We start from the raw sequence: 24,332 nt of genomic DNA, 5'->3' as shown, positions 1-24,332 counted from the left end.
CGTGCGCCACAGCAGCGACCTACCCCCGCGGCTGCAGCGCGCGGAACACCAAAGGTGCCGCCCTTCCCGGAGGAATGGCGGCACCTTTGGTGTTCGAGGGGACGGCGGAGGCTAGCTCCGGACCGCCTCCTCCACCTCTGCGGGCTTCTGATCGGCGTGCGGATGGCGCCGCTGCAGGGAGGCGCCCTCGACGTCGACGTCCGGCAGGATCTTATCGACCCACTTCGGCAGCCACCAGGCCTTGTCCCCGGCCAGGTGCATCAGGGCCGGGATCAGCAGCATCCGCACCACGAAGGCATCCACCAGGACACCGAACGCCAGGGCGAAGCCGATGGGCCGGATCATCGTGCTGTGCGAGAAGATGAAGCCGCCGAACACGGACGCCATGATGATGGCCGCAGCGGCCACCACCGAACGGCCGGCCCGGAAGCCCTGGGCTACGGCGAGGCGTGCCGGCGCTCCATGGACAAAGGCTTCGCGCATGCCGGAGCCGAGGAAGAGCATGTAGTCCATGGCCAGGCCGAAGAGGATGCCCGCCAGGATGGTCGGCAGGAAGCTCAGGATCGGGCCGGGCGTCTCCACGCCGAAGATCCCGGACAGCCAGCCCCACTGGTAGATGGCCACCACGCCGCCGAGGGCGGCGAAGTAGGACAGGATGAACCCGAGGGTGGCGATCACCGGTACGAAGATGGACCGGAATACCAGGATCAGGATGAGCAGGGACAGCCCTACGACCACGCCGAGGTAGAGCGGCAGGGCTTCGCCCAGCTTCTCGGAGATGTCGATGTTGCCGCTGGCGGAGCCCGCGACGCCGATCTCGTAGTCGCCGTTCTCACCCTGCACCGGTGACATCCCGCGGAGTTCGTTCACGAGGTTTTCGGTGGATTCGCTCGTGGGGCCTTCTTCCGGGATCACCTGGAAGGCGGCAACGGAGCGGTCCTCGGACGTCCCGATGGGGGCGACTGCCGCCACATCGTCCTGGTCGAAGATGGCGCTGGCAATCTCGTTCTGGGCAACCAGCGCTTCCTCTTCGCTCGGCTCACCGGGCAGCTCGGCCACCAGCAGCAGCGGGCCGTTCTGTCCCTCGCCGAACTTCTCGGAAACCGCTGCGTACGCACGGTACTGGGTGGTGTCGTGGGATTCGGCGGAACCGTCGGGAAGGTTCAGCCGCAGGTCCATGGCCGGCACCGCCAGCAGCAGCAAGGCCGCAATCGAGGCAACAACGGTCACCACGGCCCGGCCGGTGGACATGGGCTTGGCCTCTGCGAGCTGCGGGCGGCCTTCCTTGGAACCGGCGTCCGCGGCGGGTGTGATGGCCACGCGTTCCTTCCGGCTGAGAATGCGCATGCCTACGAGCTTCAGCAGGGCCGGGGTCAGGGTGACCGCAACCAGCACGGCGATGGCGACGCAGGCCGCACCGACGGTACCCATGAGGCCCAGGAACGGAATGCCGGTGATGTTCAGCGCCAGCAGGGCAATGAACACGGTGGCGCCGGCGAAGACGACGGCGTTGCCCGACGTGCCGTTGGCCAGTGCGATTGATTCCTCCAGCGCGTAGCCGCTCTTCAGCTGTCGCCGGTGCCGGTTGACGATGAACAGTGCGTAGTCAATGCCCACGGCCAGGCCGAGCATCAGGCCCAGCACAGGGGTCACGGACGCCATTTCGACGACGCCAGAGAAGGCCAGTGCCCCCAGGGCACCGATGCCGACGCCGATCAGCGCGGTCACCAGCGGCAGGCCGGCACCGATCAGGGTACCCAGCATGACAAAGAGGACAACTGCCGCGATGACGAGGCCAACAACTTCGCCGATCCCGAAGAGCGCGGGCACGGCAGCGGAAATTTCGGCGGAGTAATCAACCTGCAGGCCGTCGATGGGTTCGTCCGTAAAGGCCGCCACCAGCTCGTCCTTGGTTTCCTGCGTGATCTCCATCTGCGATTCCGTGAACGTAACGTTCACGACGGCGGCGCTTCCGTCCTCGGACACCATCCGGATTTCCTGAGACATGTCCAGCAGGGCAGCTCCCTGCTCGGCCTGCACGGCGCCTGCTTCCAGCTCCTCACGGCCTGCTTCCAGCTCCGCGCGCTTGGCGTCGAGCTCGGCCTGCTGGGCATCCAGCCCTGCGATCATCTCGGCGGGGGCGCCGGCCGCTTCAGCCTGCTGCCGGGCGGCGTCAAGCTGGGCCTGGCCTGCCTCCAGCTGGGACTCCCCGTCCTCGATCTGGGCGCGGCCCGCTTCAACCTGCGCCAGTCCGGCCTGGAGCTCCTGGCCCTGCTTGGCGCGGTCCGCCTCCGTGGCGAACGGATCGACGACGTTTTCCACCCCGTCGATTTCGGCGGCCTTGTTCACCAGGGCGGTGATTTCCTGCCGCTGCTCATCCGTGAAACTGGAACCGTCCTCCGTTTGGATCATCACGGAACCGGAGCCACCCGAGGCCTGCGGCAGCTTCTCCTGCAAGCGCTCGGTGACCTGCGTGGTGGGCGTGTCGGGGATGGAGAATGCGGTGGTGAGGGTGCCGCTGAAGAGCGTGAAGGCTACGCCTGCCACCACGAGCACTGCGAACCACGCCGCCAGCACGGTGCGCGCACGGCGTGCGGCCGCGGCTCCGAGGCGGTAGAGGAATTCAGCCATTGAGAGTCTGTCCTTTAGGGGGATGGTTGGGGGAATCGGGGTACACCGGGCCGGGAACATGCCCGGACCGGACTTTTTCAAGGAGCGCGTCCAGCAGTTCAGCCCAGACGCGGCGTGATTCAGGAGTGTCCACGGCACCGGTGGCGCAGTGCCAGTGGTGGTACAACACGCCCAGGCCACTGGTCAGGGCAGCCACCAGCAGGTCCACGCTGATCGGATCCGCCTGGGGGTGGCGGGTGTACATGACGGACGCGAGCCGGTCACTGAGTTCGGTGAACGCCCGCAGGGCCAGCGGATGCGCCTGCGTCTGGACCGGACCGGCCCCTTCACCGCCAACGGCTGAAGGAACCGTTCCCGCAATGCCCAGCAGCCGCGTCAGGTATGCCATGGGCGGTACCAGGTCCGCGGCGCGGAACGCCTCGGCTATCTCGTCAAACACGTCCCTGCGTCCGCCGTCAGCCGAGGGCACCAGGACCAGGGTCTCCACCGCCGAGCTGAGGACGTTGCTGCAGACCTCGGACACAATGTCGCGGATGGACGCGAAATGATTGAACACGGTGCGGCGGGAGACATCGGCTCGCTGCGCAAGTTCATCCACGGTGAAATCCGTGGTTTGCCGCTCATGCATCAACGCCGCCGCAGCAGCCACAATGGCCTGCCGGTGGCGGTCCTTGAGCGCCTTGCGGCGGTCTTCAACCGGGACGGTGTTCAGCACGTTTCTACACTACGTGCATCATTGCACTGGGTGCAACCGGTGCGGGACGGCACCCGGACACGGTGCCGTCCGCCCGCGACGCCGTCGCCGCGGGTGGCGGATCCGGCGGCGTCAGTCCCGGAGGCTCACCTCCAGCAGACCGTCCCGTATCCGTGTGGAAAAGGACGGCTGCGGGGAGGTGGCCGGACCGTGGACGGCTTCCCCCGATTCCACCGAGAACGTGCTGCCGTGCCAGGGACAGACAATGCACAGCTCGTTTTTCACCTGCCGCAGCTCCCCCTCGTGCAAGGGTCCGCCGAGGTGGCTGCAGGTGTCCGCCAGGACGGAGACGGCACCGTCCGCGGCGCCGTCCGTACGTTTGAGCACCATCAGATTCAGCGTGCCGAGCCGGGCCGGCTGGGGGACGCCGGACACGAACGCCGCCACGGGCCCCAGTGAGTGCCAGCCCGACGGCACTTCCCCCGGGAGGTCCTCGTTCCGGTTGACCCCGGCCCCCTGCCGGTACGACAGGTGCCCGCCCAGGAAGCCGCCCGCGCCGGTGACCGCAAGTCCGGCGAAGGCGAGGACCCGGCCCAGTGCCGTCCGGCCCCTGCCGCGCACCAGCCAGGAAGCGGAATACAGGCCGACGGCGAGTGCGTTGGCGCCCTGATGCACAATTCCGGTCCGCTGCTGCCGGGCATCCAACTGGGAGAAATCCACGGAGCCCGAGAGCGCGGTGGGGACGGCCGAAACAACGCCAACGCCCACCAATGTCCGGGCCGCCCGCTCATTTCCCGGCAGCACATCCAGCACGGCGGCGGAAACCCAGGCCCCCAGCGGCACCACGATCAGCAGCGGGTGCAGGGGATGTCCCAGGGGAACACCGTGCAGGACGTCCTTTACGGCGGGCCAGGGCACTGCCGACTTCACGGTTTTCGCCACCCATCCGGTGGCCGGATCCAGCCAGGCGGCGTTTTCCAATTTGTCGGCAACGGTAACTAAGGGCAGTCGTCGCATGGCCTCTCCTCACGGGATGGACACCTAGGTGATCCTGCACAGAGTAGGTGCCGCCCGGGGCGGGCGCCACCGCAAACCGGGCACCGGGTCCCCCGCCTTACGCTTAGAGCGCCTTTCCCGGATTGAGGATGCCCAGCGGATCCAGGGCGGTGCGGATGGTATTCATGACTTCCAGGGACACATCGCCCAGCTCCTCCTCCAGCCAGTCCCGCTTGAGCAGCCCGATGCCGTGTTCACCGGTCAGGGTCCCGCCCAGCCGTTTCGCCAGGTGGAACATCTCCCCCAGCGCCACCTTCGCCGGGCCAGTGGTGACCGAATCCTCCGGATCCATGACGATCATGGGATGGAGGTTCCCGTCGGAAGCATGCGCAATGGTAAAGATGCGGACTCCGGTGCGGGCCGAGATCTCCTCCAGCCCGCTCACCACTTCCGCCAGCCTGCCCCGGGGAACGCCGATATCGCCGATGGACACCCGACCCAGCTTCTCCAACGAGGGAATGGCTTCCCTGCGGGCGGTGATCAGTGCCGCGGCGTGCTCGTCATCGACGGCCTTCTCGCAGCTGCCCAGCGGTGAGACCACATCCATCACGACGTCCTGCTCCAGGAAGGCCCCGTACCCGTCGGTCTGCACCAGCAGGAAGGCTCCGCCCTTGGACCGGTAATCGGTGCCCATGGCCATATCCACGGCCTCCAGCGTGGGTCCGTCCATGAGCTCCATCACCGAGGGTTGGATCCGGGCGGCGACGACGGCGGACGCCGCCTGGGCCGCAGCAGTAACATCCGGGAAGAACGCGGCCACCGTGGCCGTGTGCACCGGGAGGGGACGCAGCCGCAGGGTGGCTTCCACCACTACCCCCAGCGTTCCCTCCGAGCCGATCATCAGGGCGTTGAGGTCATAGCCGCTGACTCCCTTGATGGTTTCCCGGCCGGTGCGCAGTTCCCGGCCGTCCGCCAGGATCACGCGCAGGGCCAGCACCGACTCCCGGGTGACCCCGTACTTGGCGCAGCGCATGCCGCCGGCGTTGGTGGCAATGTTTCCGCCGATGCTGCAGATGGCGGTGCTCGCCGGATCCGGTGCATAGAAAAGGCCGTGTTCCGCGGCGGCGGCGTTCAGGTCCGCATTGAGGACCCCGGGTTCCACCACGGCCAGCTGCTCCTGGGGATCGATGCGCAGGATCCGGTTCATGCCCGAGACATCGAGCACCAGTTCCCCGGCCCGGGAAGAGGATGCTGCGGCGAGCCCGGTGCCGGCTCCCCGCGGAACCACGGGAATGCGGTGCTCTGAGGCCAGCCGGAGTGTGGCCACGACGTCATCCGCGGTGCGCGCAGACACCACGCCGTCCGGCAGCGACTCCGGCACGAAACCGGACCGGTCGGTGCTCACCCGTTGCCGGTCCACTTCGAGCACGGAGAGGGACGGGAAGCTGCTCAGGACCGTGCTGCCCGGACCGGAGGCGACACTGGCGGGAATCGGATCGAGGGAGTGCGTGCTCACGGTATTTCTCCTTACAGTTCGGGGGCGGCGGCCGCCCCGGGAAGCTGGAACAGCAGTGACTCGGGGGTTACGGGACCATCCAGCCCAGCACCGAAGTCGACTGCAGCCAGATCAGCACGGTGATGAAAGCCAGCAGGCCCAGACTCCAGCCGATCAGTTTGCGCAGCAGGGTTCCTTCCGCCCCTTCCAGGCCGACGGCGGCCGATGCGATGGCCAGGTTCTGCAGCGACAGCATCTTGCCCATGACGCCTGCGGAGGAGTTTGCGGCGGCCATCAGCGTGGGTGAAAGGCCGGTCTCATTCGCCGCGGCAACCTGGAGGGCACCGAAAAGCGAGTTGGACGATGTGTCGGAGCCGGTCAAAGCCACGCCGATCCAGCCGAGCAGTGGGGAGAGCAGGGCAAAGAAGCCGCCGGCCGAGGCCAGGGCGACGCCCAGGGTGGTGGTCTGCCCGGACAGGTTCATCACGAAGGACAGCGCCAGCACGGCACAGACCGTCAGGATGGTCCAGCGCAGCTGCTTCAGCGTTTCGCCGTAGACGCGTACGCCGCGGCGCGGGGCAATCCGGTACAGCAGCATGGTGATAATGCCGGAGAAAAGCAGCAGGGTGCCGGTTGCCCGGATGTGGTCAAAGCGAAGGGTCTGGGCAGCCACGGGGTTGCCGTTATTCCCGACCACGTCCAGTCCGGGCCACTTGAAGGTGGTGCTGCCGATGGCAGTCAGCCAGGTCTTCACTGCGGGGATCTGGGCAATGGAGAACACCACGATAATCACCAGGTAGGGGGCGATGGCCATCCAGACGTCGTGCCCGGAGGGCCGCCCGGTGTGCGACGTCGTGCCGCTGGGGCCGGAGCCGCTATCGCCGCCGCCTCCCTGCCGTCCGGCGCCCACGGCAGTTGCGCCTCCGGCGGCTCCGGTACTGGTTCCTGCCCCTGCTGCCGAACCGCGGCCCGGACCCGTGAGGGTGTCAGTTCCCACGGATTCCGTTTCGGGAACCGACGCCGTTTTCCCGGCCTTTTCGTCCTCCCGGGTTTCCCCGGTCATGCCGATGATTTCGGCCGGCTGCCAGACCCGGAGCATCAGCAGCACCGCGATGACGGTCACGACGGCGGCTACGACGTCGGTCAGTTCCACGATGAAGAAGTTCGAGGCAACGAACTGCGCCAGCCCGAAAGCAGCTCCGGCTACCAGCGCAACCGGCCACGTCTGCCGCAGCCCGCGTTTCCCGTCCACCAGGAAGACCAGGATCAGCGGGACCACGAGGGCGATGAACGGCGTCTGCCGTCCGGTCATGGAGGACAGCTCCTGCAGCGGAATCCCCGTAACCCCGTTCAAGGCGATGATCGGCGCGGCCATGGCGCCGAAGGCCACCGGGGCCGTGTTGGCCAGCAGGGCGACGACGGCGGATTTCAGCGGCTTCATGCCGGCGGCCATCAGCATGGCCGCCGCGATGGCCACGGGGGCGCCGAAGCCGGCCAGGGATTCCAGCAAGGCACCGAAGCAGAAGGCAATCAGGATGGAGAGGATGCGCAGATCGTCCGAGATGGAACGGATGGTCCGCCCCAGGACCTCGAACCACGGTGTCGCGACGGTGAGCTTATAGATCCACAGGGCGTTGATCAGGATCCAGAGGATGGGGAAGATGGCGTAGAAGGCGCCCAGCCCGGTCGCCGAAAGAACCTGGCCCACCGGCATCTGCCAGCCCGCCACGGCCAGGATGAGGGACAGCGCGAGACTGATCAATGCGGCCTGGTAGGCCTTCATCCGGAACACGCCCAGCAGGACAAACAGAATCAACAGGGGCAGCGCTGCCAGGATGGCAGACAGGGCCAGGGAACCGGCAATCGGGTCGAGAGGCTGGTGAAAGGCAGCAGTCGTCACAAAAACTCCTTTGTTTTTGTTTCTCCATCCACGGTGATGATGCGTTCGACCCTAGGCCCGCCCCTTGGCAGGGTCAACGGTTTGCGCCCGCCAGACGCAAATCGGCTCACTCAAACGGAATTGCCTTAAACGACCAGCCGCCGCGGTTCCCGGCCGGAAAGGGCCGGGAACCGCGGCGGCGGTTGGAAGCGGTGAAGCTGCGTGAGTTAGGCGCGGGCTGCCGGAGCGTCGCGGCGGTCACGGGTCAGGGCCATGCCGGCACCGATCATCGCAACGGCAAGGAAGCCGTGCAGCCAGTTGTCAGCGGTGTTCAGCGGAACAAAGTTGGCGGCGGAATCGTGGCCGATGAACAGGCCGTAGACCAGCAGCAGCGCGTAGATAATGCCGCCGCCGATCAGGTAGTTGCGGGCGCCGGAAACGGTGCGGGCGAATGCCAGGCCGGCGATGCCGAACAGCAGGTGGACGATGTTGTGCAGTGCGGACACCTGGAAGATGCCCAACAGCTTCGCTTCGGAGTGGTGGCCGGCGAAGGTCAGTTCACTGTAGTTGGTGGTTGCGCCGGGGATGAATCCCAGAACGCCGACCAGCAGGAAAACGACGCCGAAGGCCAGTGCGGCCTTCTGGACATTGGTGCGCCCGGCGGTCGCAGCCGTGTTGCCATGGTTTGACATTCTGCCAATACCTCTCATTAGTTACCAACCCCCGCAGTCAAAACCTTGGGGACTTCTTGATAACATAATAAGCATACTTAGTTTGCAAGCGCCAATTATCGAATGCGGAACGTTATGCCGTTCCGGCCCCTATTGCCGGGGATCGGGATCGCGCGGATGCTCGCTGCCCATGTCCGCTGCGCCGAAGAGCTTTTCGGCCGGTGAATCCGTATCCGAGTTCGCCCGCGGCATCAGCTCCGGATGATGCAGATCCAGCGCGGGCCGTTCCGAGCGGATCCGGGGCAGCGAGGTGAAGTTGTGGCGCGGCGGCGGGCAGGAGGTTGCCCATTCCAGCGATCCGCCGAAGCCCCAGGGGTCGTCCACCTCGACCTTCTTGCCGTGACGCCAGGTGATGTACACGTTCCAGAAGAAGGGAATCATCGACAGGGCCAGAATGCCGGCACCGACAGTGGACAGCTGGTTCATGCCGGTGAAGTTGTCTTCCACCAGGTAGTCCGCGTAGCGGCGCGGCATGCCCAGGACACCCAGCCAGTGCTGGATCAGAAACGTGGTGTGGAAGCCCAAGAAAAGCAGCCAGAAATGTATCTTTCCCAACCGCTCATTGAGCATTTTCCCGGTCCACTTGGGCCACCAAAAATAAAAACCGGCAAACATCGCAAAGACCACGGTGCCAAACACGACATAGTGGAAATGCGCCACCACGAAATACGTATCCGAGACGTGGAAGTCCAGCGGCGGCGAGGACAGGATGATGCCGGTCAACCCCCCGAAGAGGAAGGTAATCAGGAAGCCGAGGCTCCACAGCATGGGGGTTTCGAACGTAATGGACCCCCGCCACAGCGTGCCGATCCAGTTGAAGAACTTCACGCCGGTAGGCACCGCAATCAGCATGGTCATGAACGCGAAGAACGGCAGCATGACGGCGCCGGTCACGTACATGTGGTGCGCCCAGACCGTAACGGACAGGGCGGCGATGGCGATGGTCGCGAAGACCAGACCCTTGTAGCCGAAGATGGACTTGCGGCTGAAGACCGGGAAAATCTCGGACACGATGCCGAAGAACGGCAGCGCGATGATGTACACCTCGGGGTGGCCGAAGAACCAGAACAGGTGCTGCCAGAGGATCGAACCGCCGCGTTCGGGATTGTAGATATCCGCGCCGAAGCGGCGGTCCGCGCCCAGGGCGAAAAGTGCAGCTGCCAGCGGCGGGAACGCCATCAGAACCAGGATGGATGTGACCAGGGTGTTCCAGGTGAAAATCGGCATGCGCCACATGGTCATGCCGGGGGCACGCAGGCAGATGATGGTGGTGATGAAGTTGACGGAGCCCAGGATGGTGCCGAAACCTGACAGCGCCAGCCCGAACACCCACAAATCACCGCCGAGGCCAGGACTGAAGGCCACGTTGGACAGGGGCGTGTAGGCGGTCCAGCCGAAGGAAGCGGTGCCCTGCGGGGTGATGAAACCGGACATCGCGACCAGTGAGCCGAACAGGAAGAACCAAAACGCAAGTGCGTTCAGGCGGGGGAAGGCTACGTCGGGTGCACCGATCTGCAGCGGCATCATGACGTTGGCGAAGCCCGCGAACAGCGGCGTGGCGAACATCAGCAACATGGCTGTGCCGTGCATGGTGAACAGTTGGTTGTACTGGTCCTTGGTCTGCAGGATCTGCATGCCCGGTTCGAACAGTTCGGCCCGGATAAGCAGTGCCATCACTCCGGCCAGGGAGAAAAAGACAAAGGACGCGATCAGGTACATGAACCCGATGGTTTTATGATCCGTGGACGTGATCCAGTTGACGACAATCCGCCCCTTGGACACGGGAACCACCCGGGGTGCAACAAAGGTTCCGTCCGGTTCCGCGGTGTATTTCACTGTCGACATGGAACTATCCCGATCCGCCGAAGGGTACTGCCCTGCCAGGAACATCCGAGACTGTGCTTGGTATCGTATGGCGGCGGCGGACCGCCCGCCAGACCCCTGGGAGATTCCGCGCCCGGCCGGGACCCGCTTCTAGTCTTCCCGCGCCTTCCGGGTCTGCTTCTCGTTGGCCTTCTGCAGGGCCTCCACCAGCTGGTCCTTGGTCATTTTCGAACGACCGGAAATGTCCAGCTTGGCCGCCAGTTCATACAGGTGCTCCTTGGAGGCGTTGGCGTCCACTCCCCCGGCAGTCTCCTTGGTGGATCCCCGCCCCTCCGCGGCCTTGGCATCCGAGGGGCCCTTCCCCTCCTTTTCCTCCCAGTGGTCGCCCACCTTTTCGTGGGTGTGCTTGAGGGAGGAATACGCCGTCCGCGCTGCCCGCTCGCCGTCGCCGTATTCCTCCGCTGCCGAGTCGTACGTCTTCGCGAACGTGTCCTGGGCCTTTCTATCCGAGCGCTGCAGGGTCGAAGGCAGCTCGCTCTTCACCGCGTGGTCGTTCTTGCCGGTCTTAGGCATTTCTCATCCCCGTCCCTCGATAGTAAGTGTCCTTATGGTTTATCATCCTTCCCGGTGCGGGCTCAACAGAAAAGGCTCCCCCGCCGCTTCCCGGCGAATAGCGGAAGCGGCGAGGGAGCCTGGAGGAAAATGCCGACGACGGCGGGCGCGTTGGCTAGGCGGTGGCGGCAGCTTCCTTGATGTCATCCTCGTCAATGCCGAGCATCTCCAACTTTCCGCTCCTGCGGTCCGCCAGGTACGCCTTCATTTCCCGCTTGATCACGGGCAGCAGCAGATACACGCCCAGCAGGTTCACGAATGCGCAGACAAAGAGGGCGGCGTCGGCGAAGCTGATGACCTGGCTGAAGGACAGAACGCAGCCGGCCACGGTGAAGAGCAGGAAGAGCACCTTGTAGGCGATCTCCCGGCGGCGGCCGCGGCCGAACAGGTACTCCCAGGACTTCAGGCCGTAGTAGGACCAGGTGACGATGGTGGAGTAGGCGAAGAGTGCCACGGCAATGGCGAGCACAATCGGGAACCACGGCAGGACGGTCGCGAAGGCGTCGGAGGTGAGGATGACGCCGTCGGGGGCGTCACCGCCGGCCTGCACCTGGTCGATTCCGGCCTGCAGGCTGGGCGTGGACGCCATGATGATGGCCAGGGCGGTCATGGTGCAGATCAGCACCGTGTCCACGAGCGGTTCGAAGAGCGCCACGAAGCCTTCGCTGACCGGACGGCGGGTTTTGACCGCGGAATGGGCGATGGCCGCGGAGCCCACGCCCGCCTCGTTCGAGAAGGATGCCCGCTGGAAACCGACGATCATGACGCCGATGATGCCGCCGGCGAAGCCCTCGGGCCGGAAGGCACCCTCGATGATCGCGCCGAACGCTGCCGGGACGTTCTCGAAGTTCACGATGATCACGAACAGGCAGGCCAGAATGTAGATACCGCCCATGGCCGGCACCAGCTTGGAGGTGGTGGCGCCGATGGATTTGATGCCGCCGAGGATCACGACGGCCACCAGGGCAGCAAGGATCAACCCGAAGATCAGGGCCGCGCCGGCGCTGCCGAGGAGGCCGTCATCGCCGCCGGTCACATTCTGGATCTGCGCGAAGGTCTGGTTGGCCTGGAACATGCTGCCGCCGGCAATGCCGAAGATGAGGATCGCCACGGCGAAGATGCCCGTGAGGATCTTGGCCGGCCAGTGGCCCAACCGTCGAAAGGCCACGGGCAGGTACTTAAACGGGCCGCCGCTGATGGTGCCGTCGTCGTGGACCACGCGGTACTTCACGCCCAGCGTGCATTCCGCGAACTTCGAGGCCATGCCCAGCAGTCCGGCCAGGATCATCCAGAAGGTGGCTCCGGGGCCACCCAGCGCCATCGCCGCACCGACGCCGGCAATGTTGCCCAGGCCTACGGTGCCCGAGAGGGCTGAGGTCAGGGCCTGGAAGTGCGGCACCTCGCCCGGATCATCCTTGGACGAAAACTTTCCCCGGATCACCTCCACCGCCACCTTCAACCCGCGGAACTGGATGAAGCCGAAGTAGACGGTGAAGATAATGCCGGCAAGGATCAGCCAGGCGACAACAATGGGAAAGCTGAAGTCGCCGATGCTGACCGGGAAGAACACGATCCCGGAAAACACCGCGGTAATCGGTTCGAAAAAGGAGTTGACGGCCGCGTCAATGGATCCGAGCCAGCCGACCTCTTCGGATGCCGGTGCCAGGGGAACTGCCCGTACTGCGTTCATTGGTTCCTCGGTTTCAGTAAGCCTGCTGTCAAAAGCGACATCACAGCCTTGCTTAACCCGGGAGTGTTCTCCAAATCACATTCAGCGGGTGAGACGGATGCTCAGCACTCCACCACGTTGACGGCCAAACCGCCGAGCGCGGTTTCCTTGTACTTAGAGCTCATGTCGCGGCCGGTTTCCCGCATCGTCACAATCACTTCATCCAGCGAGACTCGGTGTTCGCCGTCGCCCCAGAGCGCCATCTTCGCGGCGTTCACGGCCTTGGCAGCTCCGATGGCGTTGCGTTCGATGCAGGGCACCTGCACCAGCCCGCCGATCGGGTCGCAGGTCAGGCCCAGGTTATGCTCCATCGCGATTTCGGCGGCGTTTTCCACCTGCTCCGGCGTTCCGCCCAGGATTTCGGCCAGACCGGCGGCGGCCATGGACGATGCCGAACCGACCTCGCCCTGGCAGCCCACCTCCGCACCGGAAATGGAGGCCTGTTCCTTGTACAGCACGCCCACGGCGGCTGCGGCGAGCAGGAAGCGCACCACCACGTCGTCGCGCTGCTCGGGTGTGGCGTCTTCCATGCCGGGGCCGTAGTGCGTGGCGTAGAACATCACGGCGGGAATGATGCCCGCCGCACCGTTGGTGGGGGCGGTGACCACGCGTCCGCCGGACGCGTTTTCCTCATTGACGGCCAGGGCCACGAGGTTCACCCACTCCTGCCAGAACTTCGGGTCCCGGTTCGGGTCCTCGGCGCGCAGCCGGTCGTGCCAGCCCGGAGCACGACGGCGGACCTTCAGTCCGCCGGGCAGCAGGCCGGTGCGGCGGATGGCCGAGTTCTTGCATTCCTCCATCACGTCGCGGATATGCAGCAGGCCGGCGCGGATGTCGGCCTCGGGACGGGACGCCTTTTCGTTGGCCAGCATGACGTCGCTGATGCCCAGTCCCGTACCGGTGCAGTGCTGCAGCAGTTCGGCGGCGGTGCGGAAGGGATATGGCAACTCCGACTTGCTGGCCTCGAGTTCCAGGGCGTCGGCCCGTTCTTCCCCTTCGCGGACAATGAAGCCGCCGCCCACGGAGAAGAAGGTGGCTTCCTGCAGCACGGAACCGTCGGCCGCCAGGGCAGCGAATTTCATGCCGTTGGTGTGGCGGGGCAGCACGGTGAGCGGGTGCAGCACGATGTCAGCCTCGCCGTATTCCAGCGGGCATGCCACGGCGCCGGGGACCTGCGCGCACAGCTGCAGTTTCCGGGTCGCCTCGATGTCCGCGAGGCGCTGCTCCACCTGTTCCGGCAGGATCAGTTCGGGGGCGAACCCCTCCAGGCCGAGCAGCACCGCGGTCATCGTGCCGTGGCCGCGCCCGGTTGCCGCGAGGGAACCGTAGAGGTCCACACGGAGGCCGGCGACGGCGGGCACGCTGCCGGCGTCGACCAGTTCCGCTGCAAAGAGCGCAGCGGCACGCATCGGGCCCACTGTGTGGGAACTCGATGGGCCGATGCCCACGGTAAACAGGTCAAAAACGCCGACAGCCAAGGGATTTCCTAACGGTTTGCCGCAGCGGGGGCAGCGGAGAGGTCCGCCACCTCCGGGTACAGCGGATGGGCCTGGGCGAGCGCGGTGACGCGCTTACGCAGGGGTGCCAGGTCTGAATCCTCATTGGCGATGAGGGCCGAGGCAATGATGTCCGCAACTTCCCGGAACGCGTCTTCACCGAAGCCGCGGGTGGCCAGGGCGGGGGTGCCGATGCGCAGGCCCGAGGTCACCATGGGCGGCCGCGGGTCGAACGGCACCGCGTTGCGGTTCACGGTGATGTCGATCTGCGCCAGCCGGTCTTCGGCCTCCTGGCCGTTGAGGGACGCGTTGCGCAGGTCAACGAGCACCAGGTGAACGTCCGTTCCGCCGGAGACCACGGAGATGCCGGCGGCAGCGACGTCGTCGGCCAGCAGGCGCTCGGCAAGGATCCGGGCGCCGGCGAGCGTGCGTTCCTGCCGCTCTTTGAACTCGGGGGTGGCGGCGATCTTGAAGGCCGTTGCCTTGCCCGCGATGACGTGCTCCAACGGACCGCCCTGCTGGCCGGGGAACACCGCCGAATTGATCTTCTTGGCGATGTCGGCGTCGTTGGAGAGGATGATGCCGCCGCGGGGTCCGGCGAGGGTCTTGTGCGTGGTGGTGGTGACCACATGGGCGTGGGGAACAGGACTGGGATGCAGTCCCGTGGCCACCAGGCCGGCGAAGTGGGCCATGTCCACCATGAGGTAGGCGCCCACCTCGTCCGCGATGCGGCGGAATTCGGCGAAGTCCAGCTGGCGGGCGTAGGCGGACCAGCCGGCCACGATCAGCTTGGGCCGGTGTTCCTTGGCGAGGGCTTCCACATCGGCCATATCCACACGGTGGTCCTCTTCGGACACGTTGTAGGGCACCACGTTGTAAAGCCGGCCGGAGAAGTTGATTTTCATGCCGTGGGTCAGATGCCCGCCGTGCGCCAGGGACAGGCCCAGGATGGTGTCTCCGGGCCGGATCAGGGCGTGCATCACTGAGGCGTTGGCCTGCGCACCGGAGTGCGGCTGCACGTTGGCGAAGCCCGCACCGAAGAGGGACTTGGCGCGGTCGATGGCGAGCTGTTCGATGACGTCCACGAATTCGCAGCCGCCGTAATAGCGGCGTCCCGGGTAGCCCTCGGCGTACTTGTTGGTCAGCACCGAGCCCTGGGCCTGCATCACGGAGAAGGCAGTGTGGTTCTCGGAAGCGATCATCTCCAGGCCCTGCTGCTGCCGGCGGAGCTCGTTGTCGATCTGTTCTGCGACCTCGGGGTCGACCGACGCCAGGGAGTCGTTGAGGTAGTCGCTCACAGCTCGCCGCCGTTCTTCTCCGCGTATTCCTCGGCACTGAGCAGCGCACCCTCACTCGTGGCGTTCACGGTGAACAGCCAGCCGGCACCGTACGGATCTTCATTCAGCAGCGCCGGGTTGTCGATGGCCTCCTGGTTGATCTCCACGATTTCACCGGAAACCGGCGCGTACAGGTCCGAGACGGACTTCGTGGATTCGACCTCCCCGCAGGTTTCCCCGGCAGTGACCGTGTCGCCGACGGCGGGCAGGTCAACATAAACGACGTCGCCAAGCGCGTCCGCAGCGACGGCGGAAATGCCGACGCGGACGGGGCTCGAGGAGTCCACCCACTCATGTTCGGCGGAATAGCGGAGTCCTGCGTTTACTTTGCTCATCTGGTTGCCTCTCGGAAAGCTTGATCGTGGTTTGTTCAAAGTTTAGGCCGGGGCTGCGGAAGCGCGGCATTCTGCCGCGCGCCCGTGGTTGCCGTAACGGAGTCAGTTACTTGTCGCGCTTGTAGAACGGAAGGTCGACAACCGTGAAGGATTCGGGCTTGCCGCGGAGGTCGACGGCGAGCTCGGTTCCGGGTTCGGCGTAGGCCGCATCCACGTAGGCGAGGGCGATCGGGAAACCGAGGGTGGGGCTGGGCGCGCCCGAGGTGACTTCACCAATCGTTTCGCCGTCGCTGCTGAGGACCGGATAATGGCTGCGGGCCGAACGGCGGCCGGAGCCCTTCAGACCGACGAGTTTCCGCGAGGGACCCGCCTCCTTCTTGGCGGCCAGGGCCTCGCGGCCGACAAAGTCGCCTTCCTTGGACAGGGCCACCACGGGGCCGAGGCCCGCTGCGTAGGGGTCCGTATCCAGGGTGAGCTCGTTGCCGTAGAGCGGCATGCCGGCCTCCAGCCGGAGCGAATCGCGGCAGGCCAGGCCCGCCGGGATCAGGCCGGACTCCGAGCCGGCCGCGAGCAGCGCGTCCCAGAGGGCCGCGGCGTCGTCGTTCGGCACGTAGATCTCGAACCCGTCCTCGCCGGTGTACCCGGTGCGGGCGACGAGCAGGTCCAGGGTCCGCTCCCCCGCCCGGAGGCCCACCGTGGCGGCGGCGTAGTACTTCATCCCGGTGACAACTTCCGCCTGGTCGGCGGGGACCAGGTCCAGCAGGATGGCCTCGGCGGCCGGGCCCTGCACCGCCACCAGGGAGGTTTCGGCGGACACGTTGTTCACCGTGACATCGAAACCTTCGGCGCGGGCGGCCAGTTCGGCGGCCACGGTGTCCGCGTTGCCGGCGTTGGGCACCACCAGATAGGCGTCGTCGGCGAGGCGGTAGCTGATCAGGTCATCGATGATCCCGCCGTCATTGTTGGTAATCAGCGAATACTTGGCACGCCCCACCTTCACGGCGGACAGCTTGCCCGCCAGTGCGAAGTCCAGGAACGCACCGGCGTCGGGCCCGGTGACCTCCACTTCGCCCATGTGGGAGAGGTCGAACAGGCCGGCGGCGCTGCGTACGGCCTTATGTTCGGCGAGCTCGGAGCTGTACTTCAGGGGCATCTGCCAGCCGCCGAAGTCGGTGAAGGAGGCACCCAGCTGTTTGTGCGCTTCGTAGAGCGCCGTGTACTTCTCAGTCATGGAATGTTCCTTCTAGTTTTCGAAGTCTTCGATGGGCGGGCAGGAACAGATGAGGTTCCGGTCTCCTGCGGCGCCGTCGATCCTGCCCACGGGCGGGAAATACTTGTCCATGCGCAGGCTGCGCAGCGGGAAAGCGGCCTGTTCACGCGGGTAGGCGCGGTCCCAGTCGTTGGCTGCCACCACGACGGCGGTGTGCGGGGCGTTGCGCAGCGGGCTGCCCTCAAGGGTGAAGTCCCCGGCGGCCACCTGGTCGATTTCGGCGCGGATGGCGATCATTGCGTCGATAAAGCGGTCCATCTCGCCCAGGTCCTCGGACTCGGTGGGCTCCACCATCAGGGTGCCTGCCACCGGGAAGGACAGCGTGGGGGCATGGAAGCCGTAGTCCACCAGCCGCTTGGCCACGTCTTCGGCGGTGACGCCGGTCTTCGCGGTCAGCTCGCGCAGGTCCAGGATGCACTCGTGCGCCACCAGTCCGCCCTTGCCGGTGTAGAGCACCGGGAAGTACTCGTTCAGGCGGGCGGCCACGTAGTTCGCCGCGAGCAGGGCGTGCTTGGTGGCACTGGTCAGGCCCTCGCCGCCCATCAGGTTCACGTAGGCCCAGGAGATGGGCAGCACGCCGGCGGAGCCGAAGCGGGAGGCGGAGACGGGGATGTCCTCGCCGTCGGTCCAGGTGGCGGCATCGCCGGGCATGAACGGTGCCAGGTGCGCCTTCGCGGCCACGGGTCCGACGCCGGGGCCGCCGCCGCCGTGCGGGATGCAGAAGGTCTTGTGCAGGTTCAGGTGGGAGACGTCGCCGCCGAATTCGCCGGGCTGGGCCAGGCCCACGAGCGCGTTGAGGTTGGCGCCGTCAATGTAGACCTGGCCGCCGGCCTCGTGCACGGCGTCGCAGACGTCGCGGACGTCGTCGTCGAACACCCCGTGGGTGGAGGGATAGGTGATCATGATGGCGGCAAGGTTTTCGCGGTGCGCGTCGATCTTGGCGCGCAGGTCCGCGTGGTCAATGGCGCCGTCGTCGGCGGTGGCCACAACCACTACCTTCATGCCGGCCAGCACGGCCGAGGCGGCGTTGGTGCCGTGCGCGGAGGCGGGGATGAGGCAGACGGTACGCTGCTGATCGCCGCGGGAGTGGTGGTAGCCGCGAATGGCCAGCAGTCCGGCCAGTTCGCCCTGCGAACCGGCGTTGGGCTGGATGGACACCGTGTCGTATCCGGTGATGACCGCAAGCTTCTCTTCCAGGTCCGCAATCAGTTCCCGCCAGCCCTCGGTCTGGGAATCCGGAGCGAACGGGTGGATGGACGCGAATTCCGGCCAGGTCATGGCCTGCATTTCCGCGGTGGCGTTGAGCTTCATGGTGCAGGAGCCCAGCGGAATCATGGTGCGGTCCAGGGCCAGGTCGCGGTCCGAGAGGCGGCGCAGGTAGCGCAGCATCTGGGTTTCGGAGCGGTAGGAGGAGAACACCGGGTGCGTCATGAACTCGGAGGTGCGCAGCAGTCCGGCGGGCAGGTCGAAGCCTTCCACGGCGTCGACGGGGGCCGCACCGAAGGCGGCGGCGACGTCGGCGATGACGGCCGGCGTCGTCGTTTCGTCGGCGGAGATGCCCACGGTGTCCGCATCGATGGAGCGCAGGTTGATGCCCTTCGCCTCGGCGGAGGCAATAATCTCCGCTGCGCGGCCGGGGACACGGGCGGTCACGGTGTCGAAGAAGCTCTCGTGCAGCAGTTCGACGCCGGCGGCCTGCAGCGCGGCAGCCAGCGAACGGGCGGACTCATGGGCACGGCGGGCAATCGCCGTCAGGCCTTCGGGGCCGTGGTAGACGGCGTACATGGAGGCCACGATGGCCAGCAGCGCCTGCGCGGTGCAGATGTTGGATGTGGCCTTCTCCCGGCGGATGTGCTGCTCGCGGGTCTGCAGCGCCAGCCGGTAGGCGGGGGTGCCGGCGGAATCCTTCGAGACGCCCACCAGACGGCCGGGCAGGGACCGCTCCAGGCCCTTGCGGACGGCCATGTAGGCGGCGTGCGGGCCGCCGAAGAACAGCGGGACGCCGAAGCGCTGCACGGAGCCGACGGCAATGTCCGCGCCCTGCTCGCCGGGAGGAGTGATGAGCGTCAGGGCCAGCAGGTCCGCGGCCACGGTGACGAGGGCGCCGCGTTCCTTGGCGTCGGCGATCACACCGGCAAGGTCCCGGACCACGCCGGAGGCGCCGGGCTGCTGCAGGACGACGCCGGCGAGCTCGCCTTCCGGGAGGCCGGCCGCCAGGTCGGTCACGATGACCTCGAAGCCGAGCGCCTTCGCGCGCCCCTTCACCACGGCGATGGTCTGCGGGAAGAGTTCGCGGTCCAGCACAATGGCGCCGTTGCCCTTTGCCTTATTGGACCGGCGCATCAGCAGCACCGCTTCGGCCACCGCGGTGGCTTCGTCCAGCAGGGACGCGTTGGCGATGGGCAGGGCGGTGAGGTCCTGGACCATGGTTTGGAAGTTCAGCAGCGCTTCGAGGCGGCCCTGGGAGATTTCGGGCTGGTACGGGGTGTAGGCGGTGTACCAGGCCGGATCCTCCACCACGTTGCGCAGGATCACCGGCGGAGTGTGCGTGCCGTAGTAGCCCTGCCCGATCATCTGCACGGCGGTCTTGTTCTTCCCGGCAATGCGGCGCAGCGCAGCGAGGGTTTCCTCTTCGGATTGCGCGGGATCCAGGACCAGCGGGAAGCCCTGCCGGATTGCAGCGGGGACGGCCATGTCCACCAGGCCGTCAAGGGAGTCGTAGCCGACGGCCTTGAGCATGGTGTCAACGGCATCGGCACGGGCGCCGATATGCCTGTCCGCGAACGCGGCGGCAAGAGTGGAGGAGGACGGTTCTGCAGGCATGTGAGGCTCCAGGAAAGACAGACGGGGGTACGTCGACGTAGACGGATCCTCCCCGCTCTGTATTGGACCTGAGAGATTCCGCGGGTGTTCTTCCGCTTGCACCGTCGGTGAGTTTCCGGCAGGCCGGGAACTGCTTTCCAGAGTTGCCTCGCTGTGGCGGTACGGGGGCCTGAGAGATTCCCGGGGAGGGTTTGCTCCTACGGCGCCCGCCGATGCTGCTGTGCATCCGGCGGAACTCTCCCGCCACGGCTGATAAAGGCATGTTCAGTTGTTGGCTCGAGCATTTCCTCAGGCCGTGTGACACACACAACTTTAGCCTGCCTGCCGCTGCCACTCAACCAATCAACACGCCCGGCTGCGGGGCATGCCCATCGGGGCGAACCCCCGTGTGACCTGCGACGTCACAGCTGCGTGAATTTGACGGAGCCTGCAAACGGCTTCCAAACTGAAATGTCGGCGGCAGCGCCAACATCCAGGGCTGCCTTTCGGGGCGGCATAGGCGATTACGGCGGACGAGCTGCCGGCGGGTGCCTAAAAGAGAGATTCCAATGTCTGAGCACATAACCCGCCCACAGAGCGACAGCGCTGTTCCCGCGCCGCAAAACGGAGCAGAGGAACCCCACCTCGCCCGCTCCCTGTCCAGCCGGCATATTCAGCTGCTGGCCATCGGCGGCGCCATCGGCACCGGTTTGTTCATGGGATCCGGCAAGACCATCTCCGCGGCAGGACCGTCAGTGATCTTCGTCTACGCGATCATCGGCTTCATGCTGTTCTTCGTGATGCGGGCCATGGGCGAACTACTGCTCTCCAACCTCAATTACAAGTCCTTCACCGACTTCTCGGCCGACCTGCTGGGGCCGTGGGCCGGCTTCTTCACGGGCTGGACCTACTGGTTCTGCTGGGTGGTCACCGGTATCGCGGACGTGGTGGCAATTGCGCACTACGTCACCTTCTGGTGGGGCAATGCCCCGCTGTGGATACCGGCCCTGGCCTGCATCCTGGTTCTGCTCGCGCTGAATCTCCCGACGGTGAAGGCCTTCGGTGAAACCGAGTTCTGGTTTGCACTGATCAAAATCGTCGCCATCCTGACGCTCATTGTCGTGGGCCTGGTCATGATCTTCACCGGCTTCACGCACGGCGACGGCGTACGGGCAGGCTTCGGCAACCTGTGGGAACACGGCGGCTTCTTCCCCACCGGTCCCATGGGCTTCATTGCCGGCTTCCAGATTGCCGTGTTCGCGTTTGTCGGGATCGAGCTGGTGGGCACCACAGCGGCGGAGACCAAGGACCCGGAAAAGAACCTGCCCCGGGCCGTGAACTCCATTCCCATCCGCATCCTGCTGTTCTATGTGGGCGCCCTGACCGTCCTGATGGCAGTGATCCCGTGGAACGAATTCAGCGCCGATGAAAGCCCGTTCGTGGGCATGTTCACGCTGGCCGGGCTGGGCACCGCCGCAGCCATCGTGAACTTCGTGGTGCTGACTTCCGCGGCGTCTTCGGCGAATTCGGGGATATATTCCACGTCGCGTATGGTTTTCGGCCTGGCCCAGGACGGCGATGCGCCCCGGCCCTTCGGACGCCTCTCCCGGCGGAAAGTTCCCCAGAACGCCCTGTTCTTCTCCTGCACCTTCCTGCTGGGCGGTGTCGTACTGCTGTACGCCGGGGAATCGGTCAGCGCGGCGTTCACCCTGGTGAGCACCATTTCGGCACTGTGCTTTATGTTCGTCTGGTCCATCATCCTGATCAGCTACCTGGTGTACCGGAAGCGCCGGCCGCAGCTGCATGTTGCATCAAGCTTTAAGCTGCCCGGCGGCGTCGTGATGGTCTACGTGGTCCTCGCGTTCTTCGCCTTCATCCTGTGGGCGCTCACCACCCAGACCGACACACTGCAGGCCCTGCTTGTTACCCCCGCCTGGTTCCTCCTGCTGGGCGTCATTTACTCCGTCCTGCGGCGCACGCCGCTGCACCAGGCGCGTGTGGCCGCGCACCGCGACGACGTCGCCCGCGAGCGGGCTGCGCTGCCGGCCGGCAGGCCCTAGGCGGCTCCTAGTAGACGACGGTCCCCCGGGAGCTGACGGCAGCGCCGCCTCCCGGGGATCCGGCCTTGCTGCTGGCGTCGATCTCCAGCCCGAAGGTACTGAGCGGCACCTCCAGTGCCGAGACCAGGTGCGGCACCACCTCCTGCTGGATCCGGGCAATGACCCCCTGCACGTCAGTGTCGGCATTCACCGTCACCTTCATGGCCAGATCCGGTTCGTCAGGGGTACCGCGGAGGCGGACGGTGGAACCCACCACGCCGGGCAGCTGTTCGGTCTCGTGGCCGACGGCGGCGGCGAGCACCCGGGGGTCGCACACGGTGGTGCCGTGTGCAGCGTCGTCCTGGAGCCGGAACGTCCCTGCCGCCCGGGCTCGCGGAACCTGGGCCGTCAGCCACCACAGTCCCAATAGCCCCAGGATCAGCCCGGCCAGCAGCATGCCCCAGGATGCATATTCACCAGACAAAAGGCCCTGGCCGTCGGACAGCACCCGGTCCGAGCGTCCGGGGCTGCCGCCGATGAGGCGTTCCAGTGTCCCGTTGGCGATGAGCACTGCCAGCACTCCGGCAGCAAGGAAGATGATCCCGAGGACAATCAGCCACGTGCGATTGGTCTTTCCCGCATGGTGTCTCATTTTTCCGTTGCCTTTCCTCCCGGCTGCCCGCCCCGCTCCGTCACCGTCAGTCCCGCGTACGGACCGAGGCCGTCACAGCGGGCACCGGGTCCAGTCCCGTCGCGGCAAGACGCGAGCGCACGCCGTCCACTACCCAGTGCCGTACGTCGGACGTGCCGTGCAGCGCCGTCGTGACGTCCAGATGGACCTTGCGTGAAGAGGCCCTCGCCGAGGCGGAAGCCACGCCGTCGATGTGGTTGCAGGTGGATGCCGCCAGCCGGGCAACGGCCCGGCGGCTCATCACCACACGTTCCCCGCCCTGGACGGACGGCACGCCGGCGGATTCCCCGGCACCTGGCAGGTCCGGCATGGTGGCCGATTTGCCCCGTAGCGGCAGTGCCGAGAAGTCGCCGGGGATCATCCCGCACAGCACCAGGATGCCCCCGATCAGCAGCAGGACAACGGCCCCGGTCCAGCCCCGGGTACTGTCCCAGCCGGTCTGTTCGAGCCACCCCAGCGGCTGCGTCACGAACAGCGGCCAGCTTCCCTGCACCAGGCGGACGACGGCGCCCCAGACCAGGGCGACGCCGAGGGCGAGCATCAGGACGGCGCACACTGTTGCGGGAACGGACCGGCTGGGCCGGCGCCGCATGGATACCGGCGGCATTTTCGTGCTCACTGCAGGTTCCTTCTCCGGCGCAGCTCACGGGGAGGCTTCAGCCAGGACACCGTAATGTTCACCTGCCGCACCTGGACGCCGGTCAATTCCGTGACGCGTTCGGTGATCCGGCGGCGCAGCTGCTCCGTGGCCTGGCGCAGCGGCATCGGATAAGGAAGCCCCACGGTGACCTTGAGGCTCGCTGAGTTTCCGGCGAGTTCCACCTTGGCGTCCGGACGTGCGGAAAGATCAGCCCGGCTGCCGATGCCCAGGAACCCGTGCGAGCTTCCGCCGGCAAAGGTTTCGTCCCGCGCAACCTGGCTGGCTGTCTTCTCCAGTACCCGCCGGGCCAGGACGGTTTCGCCCCGGCCGCCAACGTCCCAGAGCGCCGGCAGCGCTCCCGACTGCGCGGTCATCGGCTTGTCGCTTTACCGAGCATTCCCGGAACGTCCACCTTTCCGTCCACCACCAGGCCCACCAGCAGCCCGATCAGGCCGAACAGGACCGTTATCAGGAAGGCCAGCCAGCCGCCGAAAGCCAGTACGATTCCCAGTACCAGCCCGATTACCAGACACCACTGTGTTCCGGACATGGAATCCTCCTTTTGGTTGTTGTGCTGCCTTTACTGAAGGGTCTGCGACGAGCTGGGCGCCGGACGGTCATCCTGCTCCCCGTTCTCCTCCGGCAGGTGGACGTCGGTGACATTCACGTTCACCTCCAGAACCTCCAAGCCGGTGGCGTTCTCCACGGACCGGATGACGTTGCGCCGGATCCCCTGGCTCACCTCCACCACGGAGTAGCCGTATTCGACGACGATGCTCACGTCGATCGCAGCCTGGCGTTCGCCCTTTTCCACCGTGACCCCGTTGCTGACATTGGTTTGCGATCCCGGAATACGTTCGGTCATGGAGCTGAAAGCGCGGCGTGCCGCGTTGCCCATGGTGTAGACCCCCGGAACTTCGCGGGTAGCCATCCCGGCCAGCTTCTGCACCACTGTTTCTTCGATGGTGGTGTCCCCCCGCGGTGTCTGCAGCGGCCCCGACCGGCGGCCGGCGTCGACGTCGGGCGATCCCTGCGGCATGGTCTGCCCCTGCTCCTGCCCCTGCGGGCCGGCCGTAGCGGACGTTGCCCCCGCCGTCTTTGATGGATCTGCCATGGGAATCATCTCCTGCA

The 24,332-nt window shown here is 66.1% G+C and carries 20 protein-coding genes and 1 riboswitch; of the genes, 1 reads left to right on the top strand and 19 read right to left on the bottom strand.

Annotated features, from left to right (window positions below; genetic code table 11):
- Positions 1-111 precede the first annotated feature (111 nt).
- The 14 genes from AC5RT8_RS10030 to gcvP form a co-directional block, all read right to left on the bottom strand.
- Positions 112-2,631: an MMPL family transporter gene (locus AC5RT8_RS10030; protein WP_494095555.1), complete on the bottom strand. Its 2,520-nt coding sequence runs from the start codon at positions 2,629-2,631 to the stop codon at positions 112-114.
- Positions 2,624-3,346: a TetR family transcriptional regulator gene (locus tag AC5RT8_RS10025; RefSeq protein ID WP_494095554.1), complete on the bottom strand. Its 723-nt coding sequence runs from the start codon at positions 3,344-3,346 to the stop codon at positions 2,624-2,626. Before AC5RT8_RS10025 ends, AC5RT8_RS10030 begins: the two co-directional genes overlap by 8 nt.
- Positions 3,347-3,457: 111 nt before the next feature.
- On the bottom strand, positions 3,458-4,342 hold the full coding sequence (locus tag AC5RT8_RS10020; protein ID WP_494095553.1) for a Rieske (2Fe-2S) protein: 885 nt from the start codon (positions 4,340-4,342) through the stop codon (positions 3,458-3,460).
- A gap of 103 nt (positions 4,343-4,445) precedes the next feature.
- Positions 4,446-5,774, bottom strand: coding sequence for an FAD-binding oxidoreductase (locus tag AC5RT8_RS10015; RefSeq protein WP_494095853.1), 1,329 nt, complete (start codon positions 5,772-5,774; stop codon positions 4,446-4,448).
- Between the two features lie 130 nt (positions 5,775-5,904).
- Positions 5,905-7,716 (bottom strand): L-lactate permease, encoded by a 1,812-nt coding sequence (locus AC5RT8_RS10010; RefSeq protein ID WP_494095552.1) that lies wholly within the window; start codon positions 7,714-7,716, stop codon positions 5,905-5,907.
- Positions 7,717-7,922: 206 nt separating this feature from the next.
- Positions 7,923-8,387 carry a DUF4383 domain-containing protein gene (locus AC5RT8_RS10005; RefSeq protein WP_494095551.1) on the bottom strand — a complete coding sequence of 155 codons (465 nt, stop codon included), beginning with the start codon at positions 8,385-8,387 and terminating at the stop codon, positions 7,923-7,925.
- Positions 8,388-8,516: 129 nt separating this feature from the next.
- Complete coding sequence (gene ctaD, locus AC5RT8_RS10000; RefSeq protein WP_494095550.1) at positions 8,517-10,271, bottom strand: aa3-type cytochrome oxidase subunit I; 1,755 nt, start codon at positions 10,269-10,271, stop codon at positions 8,517-8,519.
- Between the two features lie 129 nt (positions 10,272-10,400).
- Positions 10,401-10,823 (bottom strand): ChaB family protein, encoded by a 423-nt coding sequence (locus tag AC5RT8_RS09995; RefSeq protein ID WP_494095549.1) that lies wholly within the window; start codon positions 10,821-10,823, stop codon positions 10,401-10,403.
- Positions 10,824-10,977: 154 nt separating this feature from the next.
- Positions 10,978-12,552: an alanine/glycine:cation symporter family protein gene (locus tag AC5RT8_RS09990; protein ID WP_494095548.1), complete on the bottom strand. Its 1,575-nt coding sequence runs from the start codon at positions 12,550-12,552 to the stop codon at positions 10,978-10,980.
- A 101-nt stretch (positions 12,553-12,653) separates the two neighbouring features.
- Entirely contained in the window at positions 12,654-14,069 is a 1,416-nt protein-coding gene (locus AC5RT8_RS09985) for an L-serine ammonia-lyase (RefSeq protein WP_494095547.1), read from the bottom strand.
- Between the two features lie 8 nt (positions 14,070-14,077).
- On the bottom strand, positions 14,078-15,385 hold the full coding sequence (glyA, locus tag AC5RT8_RS09980) for a serine hydroxymethyltransferase (RefSeq protein WP_494095546.1): 1,308 nt from the start codon (positions 15,383-15,385) through the stop codon (positions 14,078-14,080).
- Entirely contained in the window at positions 15,382-15,759 is a 378-nt protein-coding gene (gene gcvH, locus AC5RT8_RS09975; RefSeq protein ID WP_255765372.1) for a glycine cleavage system protein GcvH, read from the bottom strand. Before gcvH ends, glyA begins: the two co-directional genes overlap by 4 nt.
- Positions 15,760-15,865: 106 nt before the next feature.
- Positions 15,866-16,990 (bottom strand): glycine cleavage system aminomethyltransferase GcvT, encoded by a 1,125-nt coding sequence (gcvT, locus tag AC5RT8_RS09970; protein ID WP_494095545.1) that lies wholly within the window; start codon positions 16,988-16,990, stop codon positions 15,866-15,868.
- 12 nt (positions 16,991-17,002) lie between these two features.
- Positions 17,003-19,852, bottom strand: a complete 2,850-nt coding sequence (gcvP, locus tag AC5RT8_RS09965; RefSeq protein ID WP_494095544.1) for an aminomethyl-transferring glycine dehydrogenase — start codon at positions 19,850-19,852, stop codon at positions 17,003-17,005.
- Positions 19,853-19,999: 147 nt separating this feature from the next.
- Positions 20,000-20,105, bottom strand: a riboswitch (glycine riboswitch).
- Between the two features lie 295 nt (positions 20,106-20,400).
- Here gcvP and cycA point away from each other — a divergent pair.
- On the top strand, positions 20,401-21,891 hold the full coding sequence (gene cycA / locus AC5RT8_RS09960; RefSeq protein WP_494095543.1) for a D-serine/D-alanine/glycine transporter: 1,491 nt from the start codon (positions 20,401-20,403) through the stop codon (positions 21,889-21,891).
- 7 nt (positions 21,892-21,898) lie between these two features.
- On the opposite strand, the gene AC5RT8_RS09955 is transcribed toward cycA, so the two are convergent.
- The 5 genes from AC5RT8_RS09955 to AC5RT8_RS09935 are packed head-to-tail and all read right to left on the bottom strand — an operon-like array spanning position 21,899 to position 24,240.
- Positions 21,899-22,522 (bottom strand): hypothetical protein, encoded by a 624-nt coding sequence (locus tag AC5RT8_RS09955; protein WP_494095542.1) that lies wholly within the window; start codon positions 22,520-22,522, stop codon positions 21,899-21,901.
- A gap of 46 nt (positions 22,523-22,568) precedes the next feature.
- A complete protein-coding gene (locus tag AC5RT8_RS09950) occupies positions 22,569-23,180 on the bottom strand; it encodes a DUF6286 domain-containing protein (RefSeq protein WP_494095541.1) in 612 nt (203 codons plus the stop codon).
- The gene (locus tag AC5RT8_RS09945) at positions 23,177-23,575 is read right to left on the bottom strand and encodes an Asp23/Gls24 family envelope stress response protein (protein ID WP_494095540.1); all 399 of its coding nucleotides are present in this window, start codon (positions 23,573-23,575) and stop codon (positions 23,177-23,179) included. Before AC5RT8_RS09945 ends, AC5RT8_RS09950 begins: the two co-directional genes overlap by 4 nt.
- On the bottom strand, positions 23,572-23,751 hold the full coding sequence (locus tag AC5RT8_RS09940) for a hypothetical protein (RefSeq protein WP_494095539.1): 180 nt from the start codon (positions 23,749-23,751) through the stop codon (positions 23,572-23,574). The genes AC5RT8_RS09945 and AC5RT8_RS09940 overlap by 4 nt, the downstream gene beginning before the upstream one ends.
- A gap of 30 nt (positions 23,752-23,781) precedes the next feature.
- A complete protein-coding gene (locus AC5RT8_RS09935; RefSeq protein ID WP_494095852.1) occupies positions 23,782-24,240 on the bottom strand; it encodes an Asp23/Gls24 family envelope stress response protein in 459 nt (152 codons plus the stop codon).
- Between the last annotated feature and the right edge of the window lie 92 nt (positions 24,241-24,332).

It is taken from the genome of Arthrobacter sp. Ms25, assembly GCF_059090365.1.
Note: the sequence above shows the minus strand (reverse complement) of the source record. Positions and strands in the feature narration are given on the sequence as shown.

Coding starts and splice junctions, on each gene's coding strand:
- AC5RT8_RS09935 (WP_494095852.1), bottom strand. CDS start 24,240: ATGCCGCAGGGATCGCCCGACGTCGACGCCGGCCGCCGGTCGGGGCCG.
- ctaD (WP_494095550.1), bottom strand. CDS start 10,271: ATGTCGACAGTGAAATACACCGCGGAACCGGACGGAACCTTTGTTGCA.
- AC5RT8_RS09955 (WP_494095542.1), bottom strand. CDS start 22,522: ATGAGACACCATGCGGGAAAGACCAATCGCACGTGGCTGATTGTCCTC.
- AC5RT8_RS10030 (WP_494095555.1), bottom strand. CDS start 2,631: ATGGCTGAATTCCTCTACCGCCTCGGAGCCGCGGCCGCACGCCGTGCG.
- gcvH (WP_255765372.1), bottom strand. CDS start 15,759: ATGAGCAAAGTAAACGCAGGACTCCGCTATTCCGCCGAACATGAGTGG.
- AC5RT8_RS10005 (WP_494095551.1), bottom strand. CDS start 8,387: ATGTCAAACCATGGCAACACGGCTGCGACCGCCGGGCGCACCAATGTC.
- AC5RT8_RS09995 (WP_494095549.1), bottom strand. CDS start 10,823: ATGCCTAAGACCGGCAAGAACGACCACGCGGTGAAGAGCGAGCTGCCT.
- cycA (WP_494095543.1), top strand. CDS start 20,401: ATGTCTGAGCACATAACCCGCCCACAGAGCGACAGCGCTGTTCCCGCG.
- gcvT (WP_494095545.1), bottom strand. CDS start 16,990: ATGACTGAGAAGTACACGGCGCTCTACGAAGCGCACAAACAGCTGGGT.
- AC5RT8_RS10020 (WP_494095553.1), bottom strand. CDS start 4,342: ATGCGACGACTGCCCTTAGTTACCGTTGCCGACAAATTGGAAAACGCC.
- AC5RT8_RS09940 (WP_494095539.1), bottom strand. CDS start 23,751: ATGTCCGGAACACAGTGGTGTCTGGTAATCGGGCTGGTACTGGGAATC.
- AC5RT8_RS09990 (WP_494095548.1), bottom strand. CDS start 12,552: ATGAACGCAGTACGGGCAGTTCCCCTGGCACCGGCATCCGAAGAGGTC.
- gcvP (WP_494095544.1), bottom strand. CDS start 19,852: ATGCCTGCAGAACCGTCCTCCTCCACTCTTGCCGCCGCGTTCGCGGAC.
- AC5RT8_RS09945 (WP_494095540.1), bottom strand. CDS start 23,575: ATGACCGCGCAGTCGGGAGCGCTGCCGGCGCTCTGGGACGTTGGCGGC.